A 19,783-nucleotide genomic window follows, 5' to 3' on the forward strand; every position below is an offset into this window, starting at 1 on the left:
GTTTACCCTCTATTTACTACTTACACAGTTTATGGTCTAGTCCCATAAAGGGTGGGACTAAACGTATGCACTGACGAATTCTCTACGATATATTTATTAGCCATGGCTAATTGATGGCTTGTACCTTCATTAATGCTTTTCGCCTGATGTATGTATAATGAAAAATCACCTCCCCAATTGTGCCCTTTTTCACTATTTAAAATGCAAAGAACAGTGCAAGATAAAACTATAAGTCCTATCATAAGTATTGGAAATGTTGCTGATATAAGTTTCAAAATTAATGTTTACTTCCTATTATGAGGGGATGGTTAATTATTAATAAATATGTTACTATTACTTATAGTTCAACTTTGGTTTGCATATCCAATACGTATATTTAGAATGTTGATTATTTTAAATGCTTGTAATCGAATTGATGTTTTGTAATAAAAAACGCTTAGGTCTTGGCAATTTCCCATGAAAATGTTGAATCCAAGTTAAATATTAAAAATGAGGTATTGACTACACAAAAGTGTAGTTTTGGTTTGTAATGTTGTTTGTGTAAAAGTTTATGGGTAAAATTTATGTCTTGCGTGTGGCTGGCATGCACTTGTAAATCAATTTGTTGCGAGGTTAAGTGTATGTTGTGATATGGTTCCTTCTTAACTTATAGTGCAACTTTGGTTTGCATATCCATATAGCTTATATTTGAAATCGACCCCTATAAATAACCACCAATACTTTAACGTGATGAAAAGTTTTACTGACCCCCCAGTATTTGAGAAATTTACTCAGACTAATTATTTAGAAGTAATAAAGGTGATGGCAAGAACCTCAACCGATAGCTTTTATGTTGTTGATTACCAGAAAAGAAGGTTCGATTATGTTTCGGATAACCCAATGTTTCTCTATGGTTTTAACGCTCAAGAGGTAATGGGATTGGAATTTGATTTCTTTTTCAAGTATCTGAGTCAGTCTGATGTAGAATCAATGCAAAGACTAAATGCAATAATGTTTGAGTATTTTCATAAAATACCAAAACAGAATAAAAAACAATATACCATATCCGCCGATTTATATATAAAATGCAATCAGGGTAATCGTATTTTAATTCACCTGAAATTAACTCCGTTGATTATATCTGAATCCGGTGATATTTGCAAAGCAGTTTGTGCAATATCTCCTTCTAATGAAAATAACTCAGGAAATATTAAAATATACAAAGATGGTGATAATTTAGTTTCAGTATTTGATTTTAGAAGGAATGAGTGGATGAATCACGAGAAAATAGAATTAACTTTCAGAGAAAGGGAGATTCTTCTATATTCTATAAGGGGATTTTCTATAAAGGAGATAGCTGATACAATTTTCCTTTCAGTGGAGACAGTGAAATATCATCGCAAAAAGTTGTTTGAAAAATTGGAGGTTAAAAATATTGCAGAAGCTATAGCCTTAACTAATATTAATAAGCTTATATGTTAATTTTATTGATGTATTAACAATACCACTGGGCAAATCTGAGATCAATAGCGCTTAATCATCTTTTTAGTTTAATGGGTAATTGATCTAGACGCTTAAAGGTGAGATAGGATTCTGCGTAAGGTGTTTCCTTTTTGCCTTTTCCCTGTGGCAGTCGGGCCAACCTTCCGAGCCTATATCTTTCCCTACCCACGTTTTCGCCCATCCCTAGGATGATGGTTCCGTCTGCCTTATTTCCCGACCGCCTCGGGACCGCACCAAAGCACAAGGGGTGGAAAACCCCTTGCCCTTTTTATCCCTTGCTATGAAATCGACCTATTTCACCATTTCACACCATTTTTTCGAATAAAATATAAGACCATGTTAAACCAGGACTGGTCTTATATGGTCTCATATGGCTTTATATGGTTTTGAGGTTTAAATTACTGTAAATAAGTCTTTTAGGATAGTTTTCGATGTATTATATTTATATAGAAATATCCGTTTTTAACGGATAGCAAGTTATGTTTTGCGCAACGCAAAACTCCTACTTCTAGCGAAGTGAAAAGCTGCCCTCGGCAGTAAAAAACAACAAAAATATCATGATCGCACGACTCCTATATCGTAACAAAGTTCAAGGCGTTCTGAAATACGTCCTTGGGAAACCAGAATCGACCATCCTCGGCTTCCACAATACCTATTCCGATACGGATACCAACCTTAAGGTCTTCGAGCAGGTGCTCGTCTTTTTGGGCTTCCGCCATGCCTCCGAAAAACGCTACGTACATGCCACCCTGAACCTCCCCCGTGGCGAACACCTGGACGATGACACCTTCTTGGCCTTGTCCAAAGCCTATATGGAATACATGGGCTATGGGGAGCAGCCGTTTATTGTGGTACGGCATCACGATACCGAGCACGAACACGTACACATCGTCTCCAGTACCATCAGGGAGGACTGCAGCCAGATCAACCTTTCCTTTGACTATAGGAGGAGCATGGCTGCCCAGAAATACCTGGAGAAAGAGTTTGGACTTTCCCCCTCCCCGGAAAAAAGAACGGTCCGAGAGCTTCCCAAACTAGAAACGCCCCAGCTTAATCCCCAAGATGGTAACGGGGTTCGATACTATATGCAGGACATCCTAAACAATACAATACAAAAGCATAAAGTGCGGAGCTTTGACGAACTTGCCAAACTTCTTAAAAAGCACCATATCCAACTGAAGGTGGTAGAGCGTTCGGGTAGGGTAGGGGTAGCATATGGCATTGCCACCAAGGAAGGGTACCGATCCCGTTTTATTGGCGGCTATACCGTACACCCTCAATTCTCCGGTCCCAAACTCCAACAAGTCTTCGAGCGCAATCGGCAATCGGCCCTATTGCCCATGGTAAAAAAACGTTTAGAAAAACAAATACAAACTACCTATAAACTATTTAGGACCCTCCGTCCCGATCACCTCCCCGAAATCTTAGGCTCCCATCAAAAGCTCGATTGTAGGCTAAACTACAACGACCAGGGACAGGTGGTTGATTTCACCATCCATGATAAATCGGGCTATGTGCTACGCAGCGATGAGATCGCCACTGGTCTTGGTATCCATGCGAACCCCGACTTGTTCCAAACCGACCACACCCAAATGTACATGGACAGCAGGCAATTGGAATTGGAATTCCAACGCTGCATAAGGGAAGCCTTCCAAAAGATCTATCGAGATTTGCGATACAAGCCCCTGTTCTCGGAGCATATCCTAAGAACGCCCCTAGATGTTTTGGTTAGGGAAATGATGAAATCGGAGCGCTTTCTCTTCCTTACAAAATACCTGCATACCGATAACCGAACCTTATGGAAGTTGATCGACTCCCACTACCATCCTTTCAGCGAGGAGCTATGTACCTCCGCCTATAACAAGGAAAAGCAGGAATTGCAAAAGAAGGCCGATCTCATTCTGCGGACTAGGGATCAGCTGTTCCAACGTACCCTGGACCAAAGGGAGGTCCTTGGTGTTCTTCTCCAAAGTCTGGGCGTACGACACCATGAGGGCATACTGACCTATGCGAATTCCAAGTTCCACCAAGTACCGATCGATCTGGGCGAAGACTTACTACAGTCGGGCGTAAACCCGTATACCCCTCCTGGTTTTGTACGCGAAAACGAAAAGCTGTTGGAAGGGCTGCTGCATGACAGATCCGTCAAAGAGATTAGACCAAGTCCCACCGCCATATTTCTACCTATGGTATTTCCCAAGCTCTATCACGCTATGGCCCCAACCTTTAGGGAGCGTTTCGATACCTTGGCCCTGCAGGTCTACCATCGGTATGCCGAACGAATGCAGGCGGGTTTTGAGAAATCCCCCAAGGACTACATCGCTTTTTTCAATGCCAGGGGCTTTTATTTTGAAGAGCAGGGTGGAAAACTCCAGGTGGGCTCGCTGTATTCCAAGTATAAGGTAACCGTATCGCTTTCAACGAAAATGCAGGACTATTTGCAATCGTCCCCTGAGCTTCCCAGTGCCATAGCCACTCAGCCGCTCATCCTAAATCACATAATAGCCAAAGGACAGGACAATTTAAAAAGCCTTTGGATGGGGCATTTAATGGAATGCGGACTTTATAAACAAGCGGCATATAGTTACGTGTTGGACAGGATAACCCCCAATTTACCACCCGAACTAGTGGATCACCATATGGCAAACGGATTCAAGGAAGCTTTGGTAGCCGTTGCCACGGAGCGGGACCGCCAAATACAGGCCAATATGCTCCAGGCAGGTTATAACGCCTTGGAAACGCTCATGGACCCTACTACCTCCCAAGAGGAAGAAGCCTATAACGGGTTTAAGGACGAGCTTACAGATTATTCCAAATACAAAGGGAATTGGCTTGGGATGTAGGTTTAAGTAGTATAAATTCCGAAATTAAAGTTATAATCAATGGGTCCTTTTAAATTAATAAAGAAGTTATATGGCGTTTTTTTTATCTAATTAATTTAGGACGAAAACTTAAATCTTTATTTTAATTACGATTGCTTGAGTTGGAGCCAATAGCGCGTACCTTTTAATTCCCCCGTCTTGATCAGTATACCTTTTCCAACTAAATCTCCCAAATCCCTCGTTGCCGTGGATGCAGAGGTTTTAGCTATTTTGGTATAGTTGTCCGCGCTTAATCCCGCGATGAAACCTGTAGGTCCTGCCTCAAAAAGTCTTTTTACCACCTTAGCCTGTCGTAGGTTCATTTTGGAAGCAAAGCGGTCATAGAACTTGGCCTTTTCAATAATAAAGTCAATTGTCTTTAAGGTTTCTTTTTGTGCTTGGATTATGGTTTGACCAAAATAATGTAACCAGTCCGTTACCTCAAGAAATTTATTATTGGCTTCCAATGCCTTGTAATATGCATTCCGGTTGGACTCAATGGTTTTGGAAAGGGAAATTAAAGCGGGTTGTCCAATACTTACTCCTAACGATTTTTCAGTCAATGCTCTTGCGATCCGTCCATTGCCATCTTCGAAGGGATGGATGCAAACAAAGTACAAGTGTACTAATCCAGCTCTCGCAAGGGGCAAAATTTCAGTGCTTTGGTGCGCCTTGTTGAACCATATCATAAAATTATCCATTTCTTCGGGAACAATTTCCGATGGAGGAGCTTCAAAATGTACCGTTGGTCTATCTAATCGACCAGAAACAACCTGTATAGGATCTTCATGGGTCCGGTACCTGCCAATATCGGTCAGATCACGTCTACCATTCGTTATCAACTTATGCCAATGAAAAAGCTCTTCATGCGTTAAAGGCGTATCATAGTTTTGATATAGAGCTACCATCATCTCCGAAATCCCATACTCGGCAGGAGGCACTTTACGCCTGTCCGTGGTCAATCCCAAACTGTTCTTGATCGATGATTGGATACTGTCCCTATTCAAATACTCCCCTTCGATTTCCGAGGTTTTCATAGCTTCGTTCGAAAGCAATTCTACAAGAAAATTGTTTTTTTCTTCGGTTTCAAAATGTTTAAGAGCACCGATAACAGTACCGGTAAGTTGAGAAAATTGGTGTTCCAAATGAGCGATATCTTTTTCATTATATGAGAAAATTGGCCATTCCACTTTTTCCCAATTCCAAATTTTTCGAGCCATGAGCTATATATATAGTGAATATAGCTCAAACATACCCATTTTGTGGGTTATATTTAGGGCTTATATGGCCCAGAACTAGACAAATAAATTTACACGCTTAGTCTTTCCTGATATTCGTCCAAAATATGCGTCGGAAGATCTTTAATGTAGATTTCCGTGGTGCTAATATCACTGTGCCCAAGCATCTTGCTTAGTGCGTTGATTGGAACATCATTGAGGATTAGATTGGTTGCCATGGAGTGACGACTTACATAACTTGTTAGACGTTCTTCAATTTTACAAAGTTCGGCAATCTCTTTTAGGCGTTTGTTATAGCGTAATCTTTCCCATTGGATGTCCTTATGTTGATCACGGATTCCCTCGCGCTTTATTATTGGAAATATATGGGCAGTTTTGTTCTTGCCTTTTAAATAGTGATCCATAATAGAGGATAACTGTGGAGTTACCTTAATATCGTAATGTCTTGCGGTTTTTTGCCTGCGGTACTGAATGCGTCCATCTAGGATATTCTCCACTTTTAAAAAAGCCATATCAATAAATGAAATACCGTTCATAAGGTAGGAGCACAAAAAATAGTTCCTTGCATTGAATAATGGAGATTCTACCTCTAATTTTAAGTCCAAGATACGCCTAATCTTTTCTTTACTGATGGCGCGTTTGGCCGTTGGCTCGGATTTAATCTTATATTTTTTAAAGGGATAGGAATCCGGTGATACAATCCCGCGATGAATGGCTTTATTATATATGGCCCTATAGGTTCTCATATACATGGCTAACCCATTTAACCCATTGCCTTTTTTTAAGTGAGCTGTTTCAAATCGTTTAAGATAGGTGTAGGTGATCTCTTCAAAACGCAGAAACTCTTTTTTGTTGAACTTCTTCAATGGTCCAAGGGCGCATTTATAGGCTCTTGCATTACCGAACCGATTAGCCTCTTCCATTTCATGTATTAATTGCTGTGCAAAATCGAAAAAGGAAATAGTTTTGGCGGGTTTAATTAATGTGTATTTAAGATCAGTTACGCTTAATCCTTTCAGGCGGCCACTTGCTTCTAACTCGTTTATCCCATCCCTTAATTCTGTTTTTCTCTTGGCAAGAAGGTTATTTAATCGTGAAACGGAAGACACACCTTTGAAAGATTTTTTAACTTCACGATCCCTCTCATTCCAATATTCGAGAGGAATGGCGAACCCAGTTGGGATGGAAATTGTTTTTCGATGATGGCTCAATCGAAAAATAATGGGACAGGTGCCATCTTTTCGTTTTCGTCTGGCGTCTATGGAAAGTGTAATGTTTGTCCTCATATTTAAAGATACAAAAAATTTGCACTCAATTTGCACTCAATTTGCACTCAAAATATGGTTTAATATGGTCTTATTTGGTTTTGTTTGTTTTGTAATATATTGATAATCAGCCTAAATAATGTTTTTTGAAGCCATGTTAAACCATATGAAGATTGCTTTGGGAGCAGGAGGTCGCAGGTTCGAATCCTGCCACCCCGACTTTAAGTTAGAGGTCTATGAAGTAATATTCATAGACCTCTTTTTTTTTGCACTCTATTTGCACTCTGCTAAATAATCTAAGTCCGGATCTGGTGCATAAATGAATATAAAATCGTATACTTTCCCAACAAAAATAAAATATCTTGCAGGCTATGGGAATATTCGACTTTAGAGATCTAAGCAAAAGGAAAAAAAAGGATATTGGGATCGTTATAGAGTGCGATTCCAACACTATACGCATTAATGGTGCGGAACTAGAATTTCCTACCAACTACAGCACGCTGGAAGGCATTTTGGGGAAGCCAGATAGGATTGAAGCGGTAAGAAACTCGAAGAATAAAGTATACTTATGGGATAACCTGGGTATTTATTGTTCTACCGCTACCCCGGATAATATGTTGATGGTCCTATTGGTGGAAGATAATCGGTATGGTCTAGGCCATCAACCGCTGAAAAACTTTCAAGGAAAGGTGCTCATTGATGGAGAGCAACTTTCAGAAGCTATCCAGAAGGTAGATGGGGACCGACCCTATATGATACGATCCGTCATTAAGGATCAAAATCAAGTTGCCATTGCGCTTGGCTGGAATCCCGATTTTAAGTAAATATAATACCGGGATATGGCTTCTGGCCATTCCAAGGAAAGTACTTGCATTATATGGGACGGAAGGAGGTGGTCCTTGATCGCCCTCCCTAATTGAAGGTTTTTAATGTGTTCGCTAAATTCGCTATCCACCTATTGCAATCATACTGCGATTGTCGTGTGAATCGGGATTCTTAAATTTATCGATCGTATCCAAACCATTTCTAATTTTTTTCTTGGACCGGATGGCGCTTTCAATGATCGTCTCAATGGGCTTTCCCTCACGCAGTGGTGTAAGGACATCCGATTCCGTGGTTGAGAATAAGCAGTGCTTAAGTTGTCTGTTTGCTGTTAGTCTAAATTAATTGCGACGGGTGATAAGGGTATTCTTTTGACGGTCCAATGAATCCAAACTGACGTTAATTTTAGGAAAGCCAATTTTTTATGCTCTGCTATATACCTGTCTACAATTACTCCATTAGTAGTTATACCCAATTTACCTGAAGCGACGTTTGTTGCTCGATAATTAGTGAAACATTTTTCCGGACCAATGGCTCACCGCCTGGAAACCTTATCTTGGTGACACCATTTGCCACAAAGACTTTGGTAATGGCATAAATTTCCTCAATGGTCATGATGTGTTCCTTTGGGGAAAGCGGGATGCCGTCTGCGGGCTTACAATAGCTGCAACGCAAATTACAGCGTTCCGTGAGTGATATACGCAAATAGGTATGTGTTCTATTATAGGTGTCTGTGAGTATATTATGACTGCTCATCGTTGTAGATTTACGCCTGCTTCACTAACTAATTGAAATATGAATGCTCCGACCCTTGGGCCGATTTGTAATCGGTGTATCCTTCCGATTCCTCATGGGCCTGCCCGTTCCTTACAAGCGCGCCTGCCCAGAGGTAATTGGCCTGGAGGAATTTATAGGACTTGTTGGTTGCTGAAATGAATGGTGATCCATGGAATAAGTTAATCATGTGTTGCACCTTTTAATATTCTAAAAACGTGTAAAACGGATGGAAAGATGGCCTCCATGGATTCGCGTGCCCCATTGGTAGATCCAGGCAAAGCAAGTACTAGGGTGTTTTTAATGGTTCCGGCCACACTTCTGGACAACATTGCATACGGCATGCGGTCCTGACCATATTTCCTGATTGCCTCCTCTATACCGGGAATCCTACGGTCTAAAAGTGGTTGTAGGGCTTCTGGGGTAACATCGCGCTGTGATAAACCTGTTCCTCCCGTATAAATAATTAAATCGGCCCCATTGGATTGGTAATATTTTGCCTTTTCCTGAATAATGGCGACCTCGTCGGGAATTATTATATAATCCTGAATACCAACATTGAATTCTTCAAGTTTAGCGAGGATCGCTTTACCGGCGCTGTCCTCTTTTTTGGCTTCGAATACGGAATCGGAGCAAACAATAACCACCGCATTTACACTGCGCTTAAACCTATCCTTAAAACTAGATTTTCCTCCTGTTTTCTCTAAGAGTTTAATATTGCGAATTTCAATTCCTTTATCAATCGGTTTCAGCATATCGTACATATTCAGCGCTACTATACTTGCACCGTGCATGGCTTCTACTTCCACTCCGGTTTTATAGATTGTTTTTACCGTAACCAATATTTTAATTTCCAGTCCTTCGATTTCAAAGTCGATTCCCGTGAATTCGATCGGTAACGGATGGCAATCGGGAAGTAGATCGGGAGTTTTTTTTATCCCTAAAAGTCCGGCAGCTTTACTCATGGCGAATACATCGCCTTTGGGAACCGTTTTATTGTTAATAGCCTCTATTGTTTCCATTGTGCCAACTTTCACAATAGCCTGCGCAATGGCTGTTCTGTAGGTAGTATTTTTATAGGTTATATCTATCATAGTTTAGCTTTTACTTTAGTGGTAGTTTTTGTCTATTCTGGAATGTCCTTTCCGGACCTAGGCTGGTAGGTGCCACCTTAGCTACCATCAATTAATGGAAGCGCGGGATGGACCTTGCACTAGGAATTATTCAAATTAATCATCATAGACTATCCAAAGCCTTTAATTGTTGGTCTAAAAAAGCCCAGCAATTTTTATTGATTTCGTCAAAAGCCTCTATAAGCTTTAGGCCATAGGGTGTAATCTTGGTTCCTCCTCCTTTTGAGCCACCAACGGTTTTTACTACCACCTTCTTATTTGTTGATTTGTTGACTGCATCCACCAATGTCCAGGCTTTTTTGTAAGACATACCGAGAGCTTTTGCCGCTTTGGACACGGACCCCTGGTTATCGATCTCCTTTAATAATTTAACCCGACCTTCGCCCAAAAAGACCTTTTCCCCGGATTCAATCCAAATTCTGCTCTTTATCTTATACTTACTCATATCCAACCAATTATTTAGCGGGTAATAATATGGTATCTACCAAGGCTCCTTTTCTTAGTTCTGAAATTTTTTCCGGGATATAAACCAGGGCGTTTGCATCTCCAAAAGCGCTGAGCATTGCAGAACTTTGTCCCCCCAGAATCTGAACACTCTCGCCCCAAACCTTTGCCTTTAAAAACTGCGCACGATCTCCCCGTTGCAAATAATCGGAGGACAAGGGCATTTTAATACGCGTAAGTTGGGGGTGGTTGGCTCCTTCGAATATTTTTAGAAGAGGGTATACATAAATATAAAAGCAGCTCAGAGCCGCTGCCGGATTTCCGGGTAGAGCAAAGATGGACACCTTCTCTTTTTTTCCAAAATACAAGGGCTTCCCTGGCTTTTGATTTACCTTGTAAAAAATCTCATCAACGTTTAATGCATTTAGGGCTTTCCCAACAAAATCATAATCGCCAACCGAAATGCCCCCGGTCACCAAAACAATATCACTCTTATCTATCGCATTTTGCAACACGCTTTGTGTACGGTTATAATCGTCAACCACCTTGAGAAGGGTGGTGTTGGTATAACCCAGTTCGTGTAATACCGCCGTTAGCATGGCACCATTGGATTCGTAAATTTCCCCTAAGCCCAATTTTTTTCCCGGTGATACCAGTTCATTGCCCGTAACAATAACGGTAATGACCGGTTTCTGATATACTGTAACGGTGGTGACCCCTAAACTCGATAAAAATCCAATATGGGCACCCTTCATGATGGTTCCCTTGGTTAAGGCAATTTCGCCAGATTTAATTTGTTCCCCTTTGGGTCTGATATTTTTATCAATTTCTAGTATATCGTTAATTCGAATTTCATCCCCGTTTACCGTTACTTTCTCCTGCATAACCACAGTGTTTGCAGTTTTCGGTACCGGCGCTCCTGTAAATATTCTAACGGCATCCCCAGTTTTTAATACCGGAACGGTGGCATCCCCAGCCTTTATTTCGCAAAGTAAGCTATAGGTATTGCTCTCGCCCAAATGAAGGGCGTATCCATCCATGGCAGACTGTCTAAAAGGGGGCATATCTATTGCTGATGTCACATCCTTTGCCAATATAAAACTCACAGCCTCATTAAGTTCCACTTCCTGCGTTTTAGAGGTAATGGTGCTGTGCGACACTACCAATTGTTGAGCGGTCTGGACATTTATCATAGCATTATTTCGATTTTATAAGTATTTTCCTTATTCAAATGTTAAAAATATTATTAATTATTTATAAAAAATCATAGTATTTTTCTGATCTAAGGAGTTGTCTATATATCATTAAAATGAAGGTTCCCTATTTGATTATCAGGAGGTGTATTAGGCATAACTTCCCTATAATCCGTTGTTTCTGGGTAAATATAACGCATGCAATTTTACTGAAACATGAGAATTATCATGTCGAATCATGTTAAATATTTCGTAATTTGATACCGTTAATCTTATGTTAACATTTTTTAAAAGAATATAGATCCATCAATTGACATTAAAACTAACCAGAATATGCCAATAAAAAGTTATCTCGCCCATCCGGTTACAGGGAAAAAGGAAGAATTAATGGAAGCGTTGCTCCTACTTGGGCAGTGTGAAGTTGTGCCTGCGGAGAATCAGGATGTTTTAGCGTTAGTGACAGATACCCCCGATGAGAAATCCGAAGAATTATTAAAAGAAAAGATTGAAGCATTGGACAGCTTAAAATTATTGTCCCTGGTCTCCGGTTTTAACGTGTCCCAAAATTAATTTGATTATGAAAAAGTCTCTAATTGATAGAAGAATTTTTATCAAAAAAATGGCTATGCTCTCTGCTATGACTGCCGCTGCTTCCATGTTCCCTGGTATTATATTTGCGAGTGAGCAGGAAAAGGGAATTCCAAAAGGTGCAAAATTGGATTGGAAAAAAGGACCTTGTCGTTTTTGTGGTGTTGGCTGTGGTATTCTCGTCGGTATTGAAAATGGAAAGGCAATTGCGGTAAAAGGTGATCCCAATAGTCGAGTGAATAAGGGGTTATTATGTGTAAAGGGATATCACCAAACCATGTGTATCCAATCCAAAGACCGATTGGAGCATGCATTGGTCAAAAAAAATGGCCGTTACGTAAAAACCCCATTGGACGAAGCGTTGGATATTGTTGCCAATAAGATGAAGGAGACCATTGCAGCTCACGGCAAGGATTCAGTGGCGATGTACACCTCCGGGCAATCTACCATACCAGAAGGCTATATCGCATCAAAATTTATGAAAGGTGCAATTGGAACCAATAATCTGGACTGCAACGCAAGACTCTGTATGGCAAGTGCAGTTACTGGTTTTTTAACTTCTTTTGGTGCCGATGAGCCCATGGGTTGTTACGAAGATATAGATCATACAGATTATTTTGTGACTTGGGGGAATAATATGGCAGAAATGCACCCGGTACTATTCTCAAGAATGCTTGAGCAAAAAACACGTCGGGGTGCTAATATCATTGATTTTGCAACAAGAACAACCCGGTCCAGTACCGCTTCGGACAGATCCATATTATTTGAACCGCAAACAGACCTAGCGGTTGCCAATGCTATCTGTTATGAGATTATAAAGAATGGATGGGTAAACAGATCCTTTGTAGAGAAACATTGTACTTTTAGTAAAGGTCTTACCAATATGGGGTATGGTCTGGAAGATCATTACGAATTTACCGATAAGCCCGAAAAAATAAGTTTTGAGGACTATAAAGAGTTTTTAAAGGATTACAGTCCGGAAAAAGTATCAAAATATTCGAAGGTATCGGTAAAGGACATTAAATACCTAGCGAGAATATACGGGGACCCTAACAAAAAAGTGGTTTCCTTTTGGTGTATGGGTGTTAACCAACATACCAGAGGTACTTGGATGAATAACCTCATTTATAATATCCATCTGCTTACCGGTAAAATATCGCAGCCTGGTAACGGACCCTTTTCCTTAACCGGTCAACCCTCCGCCTGTGGTACCGCTAGGGAAGTAGGGACATTTACCCATAAATTACCTAAAGGGGTAGTTACCAATGAGGAAAATAGAAGGTTGGCCGCTAAAATTTGGAATGTGCCTTACGAACGAATACCCTCCAAACCAACCTACCACGCAACAGAAATGTTTAGAGCGGTAGATCGTGGCGACATTAAGTTTATATGGACGCAGGCAACCAACCCCTTAGTTTCCTTGCCTAAAACGAGCCGGTATAGGCCGGGCATGGAAAAAGAATCCTGTTTTGTAGTGGTTTCGGATGTGTTTCCAACGCCAACCTCCGATGTTGCAGACGTAATTCTGCCTGCTTCTTGGCATATAGAGAAAGGTGGTCTTTATGGCAATTCCGAGCGAAGAACGCAATACTGGGAACAAATGGTGGATGGGCCAGGAGAAACCATGCCAGACGCCTGGATGTTCATTGAAGTGGCCAAAAGAATGGGGTTTGGAGATTTATTTCCCTATAGCAGGGAACACCATGTAGAAGAGATTTATAATGAATACAGTCAGTTCCATGAAGGTGCCAAACACGGTATGGCGCCCTTGGAGGTGTTGAAGAAGGAATCTGGCGTAATCTGGCCGTATGTTAATGGGAAATCTACCCAATGGCGCTATAATGCTACCTACGATCCTGCCTGTACCAATGGGGAAGATTTTCATTTTTATGGAAAACCCGATGGCAAAGCAGTGATTTGGCAGCGTCCCTTTGAGGAAGCACCGGAAAAGCCGGATGCAGAGTACCCGTTCTGGTTAAACACTGGGCGTGTAGTGGAGCATTGGCACACGGGCTCCATGACCAGAAGAATTCCGGTATTGCATCAGGCAATGCCACACGCCTATGCCGAATTCCACCCAGAAGATGCAAAAGACTTGGGAATTAGAAATGGGGAAAACGTAAAAATAGTTTCACGAAGAGGTTCCTGTACGCTTCCCGCATCTATAAACGAACGTGGATTACCTACAAGGGGACAGGTGTTTGTTCCATTCTTTGATGAAAATATGCTTATCAATGATGTAACCCTAGATGCCTTTTGTCCTATTTCCAAAGAACCAGACTATAAAAAATGCGCCGTAAAAGTGGTTAAAGCGTAGACTATTAAATGAGCATAAGCATAAATTGGTCGCAAATACGACGGAAGATAGGTGGACTGAACCGCATTTGCCAGTTTTATAATCCTGTACTGAGTACAGATGATGTAAAACCGTTAAATAACAATAAGTATTAAATATGAAAAAGAGACTGGGAATCATATCATTTTTCGTCATCATCTTCATAGCATTCATTGGTGTATGGAATTATAGCTATTATCAATCTTTGGAGGAGGCATATCTTCCAATTATTGAATCGCCTACTGGAAATTACATTCCGGCGGAGAGTGGCGTTTTTAGGCGTTTTAAAGAGGATCATTTGGACTATGAAAATATGCCCTTGGATGAGAACCATCAGCGTTCCCTGGAAGATTATTATGATAATAGGGCCTATTTGGGAGCCCCACCAAGCATACCACACCCTGTTACAAAGGAAATGAGCTATGGCGCCAATGCCTGTAACCAGTGCCATAAAAAAGGAGGGTTTGTTGATAAATTTAAGGCCTATGCCCCCGTTACACCGCATCCGGAATTGACCAATTGTCGCCAATGCCATGTAACCGTAACTACCAATTCCACTTTTAGGGAATTTGCCTTTTCAAAAGTGGAGCCGCCCAAGGTTGGCGAAGGTGTAAATAGTGCCTTGTTAGGAGGACCTCCTATGATTCCGCATCAATTACAGATGAGGGAAAATTGTGTTTCTTGCCATGCAGGTCCCAGTGCGCCCAAAGAAATTAGAGTTTCCCATCCAGAACGTGTTAATTGTAGACAATGCCATTTGCCAATGACCTCCAAACAGTTAGAGATGGATGTAAGTACTTTTATAAGACAATTTAACACCTATAATGAAGAATAAAAATCGAATATATTGCACCTTGTTACTGCTATTTGCAATACTAAGTTCTTGCAAAAACGAAGGGGAATATCACTCAGTGAGCGATAGAATTGCCGCAGAAGAAGTTCCATATCATGGTACTCTTAGCTCGGAAGAACTATTGGCCGGTAGGGATTTAATAAAAATTACGGAAGGAGATCATATATTTTTAATTCCGGAACGCAAGTCTCAGATTAAATCGTTTGCCTGTATTGAATGTCATAGCAAACCTCTTTCACAGATGAAAGAGCCCGATAAAACAAAAGCCCATTGGGATATAACCATTAAGCACGCCAACATTGAAACGATGAACTGTGCTAGCTGTCACAACCCTCAGGACATGAACAACCTAAGGTCCCTGACAGGAAGTAAGATCGATTTTGATCTTAGTTATAAGCTCTGTGCTCAATGTCATAATACGCAGTTTAAGGATTGGAAAGGGGGCGCACATGGCAAGAAGATTTCGGGTTGGACGCCCCCCCGTGCATCCATGACCTGTGTGGAATGTCATAATCCCCACGATCCGGGCTTTAGTCAACGATGGCCAGCACAATTTAATACGAAGAAAGCAATAGAACGCAAGGAAGGTTTAGATCACTAAAAATATGAGCATGAGTGAAAATAAAAAATGGTATTCCCTAGATCTTGGTCTTAAAAGGAAAAAAGCATCCTCAGGCGGTTGCGGATGTGGTAAGTCCGAAGGGGACTGTAATTCTCCTAAGGAAGAACTTAGTGCAGAGGAATTCTATGAAGCTGCCATTAATGCTTCTATAGGTGATGAACGGCATAGGGACGGTTTTGAACAGGTTTTTGATGTAAAGATGGATAGAAGATCTGCCTTTAAAAAACTAACGGCAAGTTTGCTTATTGGTGCAGGTGCCGTTAGCACCTCCTGTAGTTTAACCTCAAGTGGTGATGCAAAGGAGAAGGCCCAAATAGATTGGGAGGAGCAGTTTAAGGGGAATTACAAACTGATGTCCGACGAGGAGAAAAAGAAAACCGTGGATAGACTTATGCGTTCCTACGAACTGCGAACCGGAAAAAATATCAGTATGACTGCCGAAAATGCGGAGGAAGATGTACTCTTTGGATATGCGTTCAATATCTCCAAATGTCAGGGCTACATGGATTGCGTAACAGCTTGTGTAGAAGAAAACAATCAGGATCGAAATTCCGAAATGCAATATATCCGGATTCACGAGATGAAAGATGGTGAAGGATTTAAGTTCGATAAAGCCGACGATAATTATTATCATGAAGTTCCCGTTGAAGGTCATTTTTATATGGGGACCCAATGCTTTCATTGCGATAATCCACCCTGTGTAGACGTATGTCCCGTACAAGCTACCTGGAAAGAGGAAGATGGGCTGGTAGTGGTAGATTATGACTGGTGCATCGGTTGCCGTTATTGTATGGCAGCATGTCCCTACGATGGAAGAAGATTTAACTGGAGTAAACCTGAAGTCCCCGAAAATGAAGTCAACAAAAATCAGCACTACCTAGGAAATAGAATGCGCAAAAAAGGAGTTATGGAAAAATGTACCTTCTGCGTTCAGCGATCTAGAAAAGGGAAGAATCCCGCCTGTGTGGAGGCGTGTCCTACCGGGGCTAGAATTTTTGGGAACCTATTGGATCCAAACAGTACTATTAGATGGGTACTGGAAAATAAAAAGGTATTTAGGCTAAAGGAAGATTTGGGAACAGAACCCAAATTCTGGTATTTCATGGATTAGGGCATCCTAAGCAATAGAAGGTAGAATTATATAAATCAAAAATGTAAAGCAGGCTATAAACATGCTTTCAAGTGATTTAAATCAAAAATAATGAGACAGTTTAAAGTTTTTAAAAGTTTAGTTGTTGATAGCTTGGACACCATCACCAAAGGCTCTGTCAAATATCATTTGTGGATGGGGTTTTTAACTTTGATAATCCTAATTGGCATGTATTGCTATTCCATACAGTTAGAGGAAGGGCTAAGCGTTACCGGAATGAATGATCGTGTTAGTTGGGGGCTTTATATTTCCAATTTTACCTTTTTGGTGGGCGTTGCCGCTGCTGCCGTAATGTTGGTTATGCCTACCTATATTTTAAAGGATATCGATTTTAAACAGGCAGTACTCATAGGGGAAGGATTAGCGGTAGCCGCCTTAATTATGTGTATCGCTTTTGTAATCGCGGATATGGGTGGGCCTGCCGTGCTCTGGCATATGATTCCGGGGATAGGGGTGTTTAACTTCCCGAAATCTATGTTGGCCTGGGACGTTATTGTGCTTAATGGATACCTGTTTATTAATATTACCATTCCATTTTATATACTATTTAGACATTATCAGGGGAAGGAGGCTAAGAAAAGTGTATACTTACCGGGAGCGGTTCTTTCCGTATTTTGGGCGGTGGCAATTCATTTGGTTACTGCGTTCCTATACCAAGGTTTACAGGCAAGACCATTTTGGAACAACGCCTTATTGGGGCCTAGATTCCTGGCCTCTGCATTCGCCGCAGGACCGGCCCTTATTATTCTGGTATTGGCAATCATAAAGCATTTTACGGCATTTAAGGTGGAGGAAAGAACCATCAAAAAAATTGCCATGATTGTTACGGTGGCTGCCCAAATAAATCTAATAATGCTCATCTCCGAATTGTTCAAAGAATTTTATGCACCTACGCATCACAGTGAAAGTGCTTATTATTTGTTCTTCGGATTACATGGTAAAACAGCTTTATTACCGTGGATATGGACTGCTATTTCCCTAAATGTGATTGCCACTGCTATGCTTACCTTTAATAGACTAAGAAATAATCCGAAGGTATTGTACTTCTGTTGCGCAATGCTTTTTGTGGCTATATGGATCGAAAAGGGGTTTGGGCTCATCGTTCCCGGTTTTATTCCTGGGCCGTACGGAAAAATTGTGGAGTATTTACCAACAAGCATTGAAGTAGGGGTTACCATAGGTATTTGGGCCCTTGGCGCATTCATTTTCACCATATTGGCAAAGACGGCTATTGGTATTGAATTGGGAGAGCTAAGATATAAAAGTAAAGAAGACACGCTTTAAATAATTCACTTACAAAAAATACTTTTATAGTTAAGATCGACTTAAGCTACCTTATCATTTACATAAAGGGGAGTTGACGAAATACATTTACGGTTTTAATACAATTCATAAAATTGGATATGGATGCTTGTAAAGTCTCCATCACCATGTGTATTGCCCTCTGTTGCGCAAAGATTAAATAGTTTGATTTATACGTAAACCATCAGTTCATTATAATTTTAGAATCTAACGCCTCAGGTGTATTCATCTGATTATTAGTGGTATATGTAGGTTTTTAGATTGATTTTTGCCTAGGTCTATAAACTATGACCTTTTTTCATAAGCTGTTGAGCTAAATTAGTAACTCCCTTAGCCAGCCCTCACCATACTTTTGCACCAGAATTAATTGATAAACATGTTTTTCTAAATTTTAATAAACATGTTGAATAATAATATAGAATATGGCAAAATTTATTGTACCAAAAGAAATGTATCACGGCTTAGGAAGTCTTGAAAATTTAAAAGAATTAAAAGGGAAAAAAGCGGTAATTGTTGTTGGAGGAGCTTCAGCTAATAAAAACGGATCACTAGAACGTACCCAAAATTACCTAAGTGAAGTTAATATTGAATCTGCTGTTTTTAGTGGGGTAGAAGCAGACCCTTCTATTGAGACAGTATTAAAGGGAGCAGAGTTTTTTAATCAGGAACAACCTGATATTATTATCGGTTTGGGTGGATGTTCGGCCATTGATGCTGCAAAGGCAATGTGGATTTACTATGAGTATCCAGATTCTAAATTAGAAGACTTAATTGCACCGTTTGCAGTAAAGCCTTTACGAAACAAAGCAATTTTTGTTGCTTTAGCTTCCACTAGTGGAACTGGAACCGAAGTTACTGGATTGTCTGTAATCACAGACCGTGAAAAAGGGACAAAATACCCCATTGTTTCTCATGAATTAACCCCAGATGTTGCCATTATTGATGGTGAACTTAGTGCAAGTATGCCAACCCATGTAACAGCAAATACGGGATTGGACGCATTGAGCCATGGTGTTGAAGCTTACGTATCAAATATCGCAGATAGATATAATGATTACTTGGCAAAAGGAACTGTTGATTTGGTATTCAAAAACTTACCAACCGCCGTTAAAGATGGAGGTAACCTAGAGGTGAGACAGGCAATGAAGATGCTTCTTGTATGGGAGGTATGGCATTTACCAATGTTTGGTTAGGAATTGTCCACTCTATGTCCCATCAAATTGGTGGTACTTTTGGACTTACCCATGGTGCTGTTAACGCAATATTAATGCCCAACGTAATCCGATACAACTCAGCCGTAACCGATAAGTACACGGATTTGGCAGAAATGCTGGGTAAATCCACCGCTGAAGATTTCGCCCAGGAAGTATCCGCTCTACGTGCATCCGTTGGCGTATACCGTTCCCTAAAAGAATATGGGATCGATGAAAGGGAATGGGAAGCTAAATTGGATACGCTAACAGAAAACGCCATGAAGGATCCTTGTACCCTTTTCAACCCAAGAAAACCGAAGTTTGAAGAAATTAAAGCAATTCTACAAGCTTGTTATGAAGGGACGGCAATCAACATCCAGGAAGCAATTTTTCAGCTAAATGAAAACGTGGCTGTTGCTGATGCCCAGTTGGCATAAGTATAAAGTGAATTAAAAAGATGAGGGCGGAGTTGTAAAACTCCGCCCTTTTTTGTTGTGTGCCGTGCATGGTAATTCGCTAGGTGGTGAA

Annotated in this window: 18 protein-coding genes; 11 read left to right on the plus strand and 7 right to left on the minus strand. The window is 40.7% G+C overall.

All coding sequences use genetic code 11. The features are described from left to right. Positions 1-729 precede the first annotated feature (729 nt). Complete coding sequence (locus BV214_RS10440; protein ID WP_086477456.1) at positions 730-1,461, plus strand: response regulator transcription factor; 732 nt, start codon at positions 730-732, stop codon at positions 1,459-1,461. A 578-nt stretch (positions 1,462-2,039) separates the two neighbouring features. Further along, entirely contained in the window at positions 2,040-4,325 is a 2,286-nt protein-coding gene (locus BV214_RS10445) for a relaxase/mobilization nuclease domain-containing protein (protein ID WP_086477457.1), read from the plus strand. A gap of 125 nt (positions 4,326-4,450) precedes the next feature. On the opposite strand, the gene BV214_RS10450 is transcribed toward BV214_RS10445, so the two are convergent. Continuing rightward, a complete protein-coding gene (locus BV214_RS10450) occupies positions 4,451-5,563 on the minus strand; it encodes a Fic family protein (protein ID WP_086477458.1) in 1,113 nt (370 codons plus the stop codon). Positions 5,564-5,652: 89 nt separating this feature from the next. Next, positions 5,653-6,867 carry a site-specific integrase gene (locus BV214_RS10455; RefSeq protein WP_086477459.1) on the minus strand — a complete coding sequence of 405 codons (1,215 nt, stop codon included), beginning with the start codon at positions 6,865-6,867 and terminating at the stop codon, positions 5,653-5,655. Positions 6,868-7,217: 350 nt separating this feature from the next. Between BV214_RS10455 and BV214_RS10460 the strand changes: the two genes are divergently transcribed. Beyond that, positions 7,218-7,670: a DUF7738 domain-containing protein gene (locus BV214_RS10460; RefSeq protein WP_086477460.1), complete on the plus strand. Its 453-nt coding sequence runs from the start codon at positions 7,218-7,220 to the stop codon at positions 7,668-7,670. A 463-nt stretch (positions 7,671-8,133) separates the two neighbouring features. Here BV214_RS10460 and BV214_RS16970 read toward each other — a convergent pair whose 3' ends face one another. The 5 genes from BV214_RS16970 to BV214_RS10485 all read right to left on the minus strand — a co-directional run bounded on the left by BV214_RS16970 (position 8,134) and on the right by BV214_RS10485 (position 11,212). Then, complete coding sequence (locus tag BV214_RS16970; RefSeq protein ID WP_245806777.1) at positions 8,134-8,424, minus strand: radical SAM protein; 291 nt, start codon at positions 8,422-8,424, stop codon at positions 8,134-8,136. Positions 8,425-8,452: 28 nt separating this feature from the next. Beyond that, complete coding sequence (locus BV214_RS10470) at positions 8,453-8,632, minus strand: hypothetical protein (protein WP_086477461.1); 180 nt, start codon at positions 8,630-8,632, stop codon at positions 8,453-8,455. Continuing rightward, positions 8,625-9,536 carry a bifunctional molybdenum cofactor biosynthesis protein MoaC/MoaB gene (gene moaCB / locus BV214_RS10475; protein WP_086477462.1) on the minus strand — a complete coding sequence of 304 codons (912 nt, stop codon included), beginning with the start codon at positions 9,534-9,536 and terminating at the stop codon, positions 8,625-8,627. Before moaCB ends, BV214_RS10470 begins: the two co-directional genes overlap by 8 nt. A gap of 142 nt (positions 9,537-9,678) precedes the next feature. Next, complete coding sequence (locus BV214_RS10480) at positions 9,679-10,020, minus strand: winged helix-turn-helix domain-containing protein (RefSeq protein WP_086477463.1); 342 nt, start codon at positions 10,018-10,020, stop codon at positions 9,679-9,681. 10 nt (positions 10,021-10,030) lie between these two features. Continuing rightward, positions 10,031-11,212, minus strand: coding sequence for a molybdopterin molybdotransferase MoeA (locus BV214_RS10485; RefSeq protein ID WP_086477464.1), 1,182 nt, complete (start codon positions 11,210-11,212; stop codon positions 10,031-10,033). A 333-nt stretch (positions 11,213-11,545) separates the two neighbouring features. Here BV214_RS10485 and BV214_RS10490 point away from each other — a divergent pair, with 333 nt between their 5' ends. The 8 genes from BV214_RS10490 to BV214_RS17070 all read left to right on the plus strand — a co-directional run bounded on the left by BV214_RS10490 (position 11,546) and on the right by BV214_RS17070 (position 19,692). Next, positions 11,546-11,782: a hypothetical protein gene (locus tag BV214_RS10490; RefSeq protein ID WP_086477465.1), complete on the plus strand. Its 237-nt coding sequence runs from the start codon at positions 11,546-11,548 to the stop codon at positions 11,780-11,782. A 7-nt stretch (positions 11,783-11,789) separates the two neighbouring features. Continuing rightward, complete coding sequence (locus tag BV214_RS10495) at positions 11,790-14,117, plus strand: molybdopterin-dependent oxidoreductase (RefSeq protein ID WP_086477466.1); 2,328 nt, start codon at positions 11,790-11,792, stop codon at positions 14,115-14,117. Positions 14,118-14,253: 136 nt separating this feature from the next. Further along, positions 14,254-14,970 carry a cytochrome c3 family protein gene (locus tag BV214_RS10500; RefSeq protein WP_086477467.1) on the plus strand — a complete coding sequence of 239 codons (717 nt, stop codon included), beginning with the start codon at positions 14,254-14,256 and terminating at the stop codon, positions 14,968-14,970. Beyond that, a complete protein-coding gene (locus tag BV214_RS10505; RefSeq protein ID WP_086477468.1) occupies positions 14,960-15,589 on the plus strand; it encodes a cytochrome c3 family protein in 630 nt (209 codons plus the stop codon). Before BV214_RS10500 ends, BV214_RS10505 begins: the two co-directional genes overlap by 11 nt. Positions 15,590-15,599: 10 nt before the next feature. Beyond that, positions 15,600-16,721 carry a 4Fe-4S dicluster domain-containing protein gene (locus BV214_RS10510; protein ID WP_086477469.1) on the plus strand — a complete coding sequence of 374 codons (1,122 nt, stop codon included), beginning with the start codon at positions 15,600-15,602 and terminating at the stop codon, positions 16,719-16,721. Between the two features lie 90 nt (positions 16,722-16,811). Continuing rightward, a complete protein-coding gene (gene dsrP, locus BV214_RS10515) occupies positions 16,812-18,044 on the plus strand; it encodes a sulfate reduction electron transfer complex DsrMKJOP subunit DsrP (RefSeq protein WP_086477470.1) in 1,233 nt (410 codons plus the stop codon). 440 nt (positions 18,045-18,484) lie between these two features. Continuing rightward, a complete protein-coding gene (locus tag BV214_RS17065; RefSeq protein ID WP_217868697.1) occupies positions 18,485-19,255 on the plus strand; it encodes an iron-containing alcohol dehydrogenase in 771 nt (256 codons plus the stop codon). Continuing rightward, on the plus strand, positions 19,231-19,692 hold the full coding sequence (locus BV214_RS17070; RefSeq protein ID WP_217868699.1) for a dehydroquinate synthase/iron-containing alcohol dehydrogenase family protein: 462 nt from the start codon (positions 19,231-19,233) through the stop codon (positions 19,690-19,692). Before BV214_RS17065 ends, BV214_RS17070 begins: the two co-directional genes overlap by 25 nt. The last annotated feature ends 91 nt before the right edge of the window (positions 19,693-19,783 follow it).

It is taken from the genome of Arenibacter amylolyticus, from assembly GCF_002150785.1.
Taxonomy (GTDB): Bacteria; Bacteroidota; Bacteroidia; order Flavobacteriales; family Flavobacteriaceae; genus Arenibacter; species Arenibacter amylolyticus.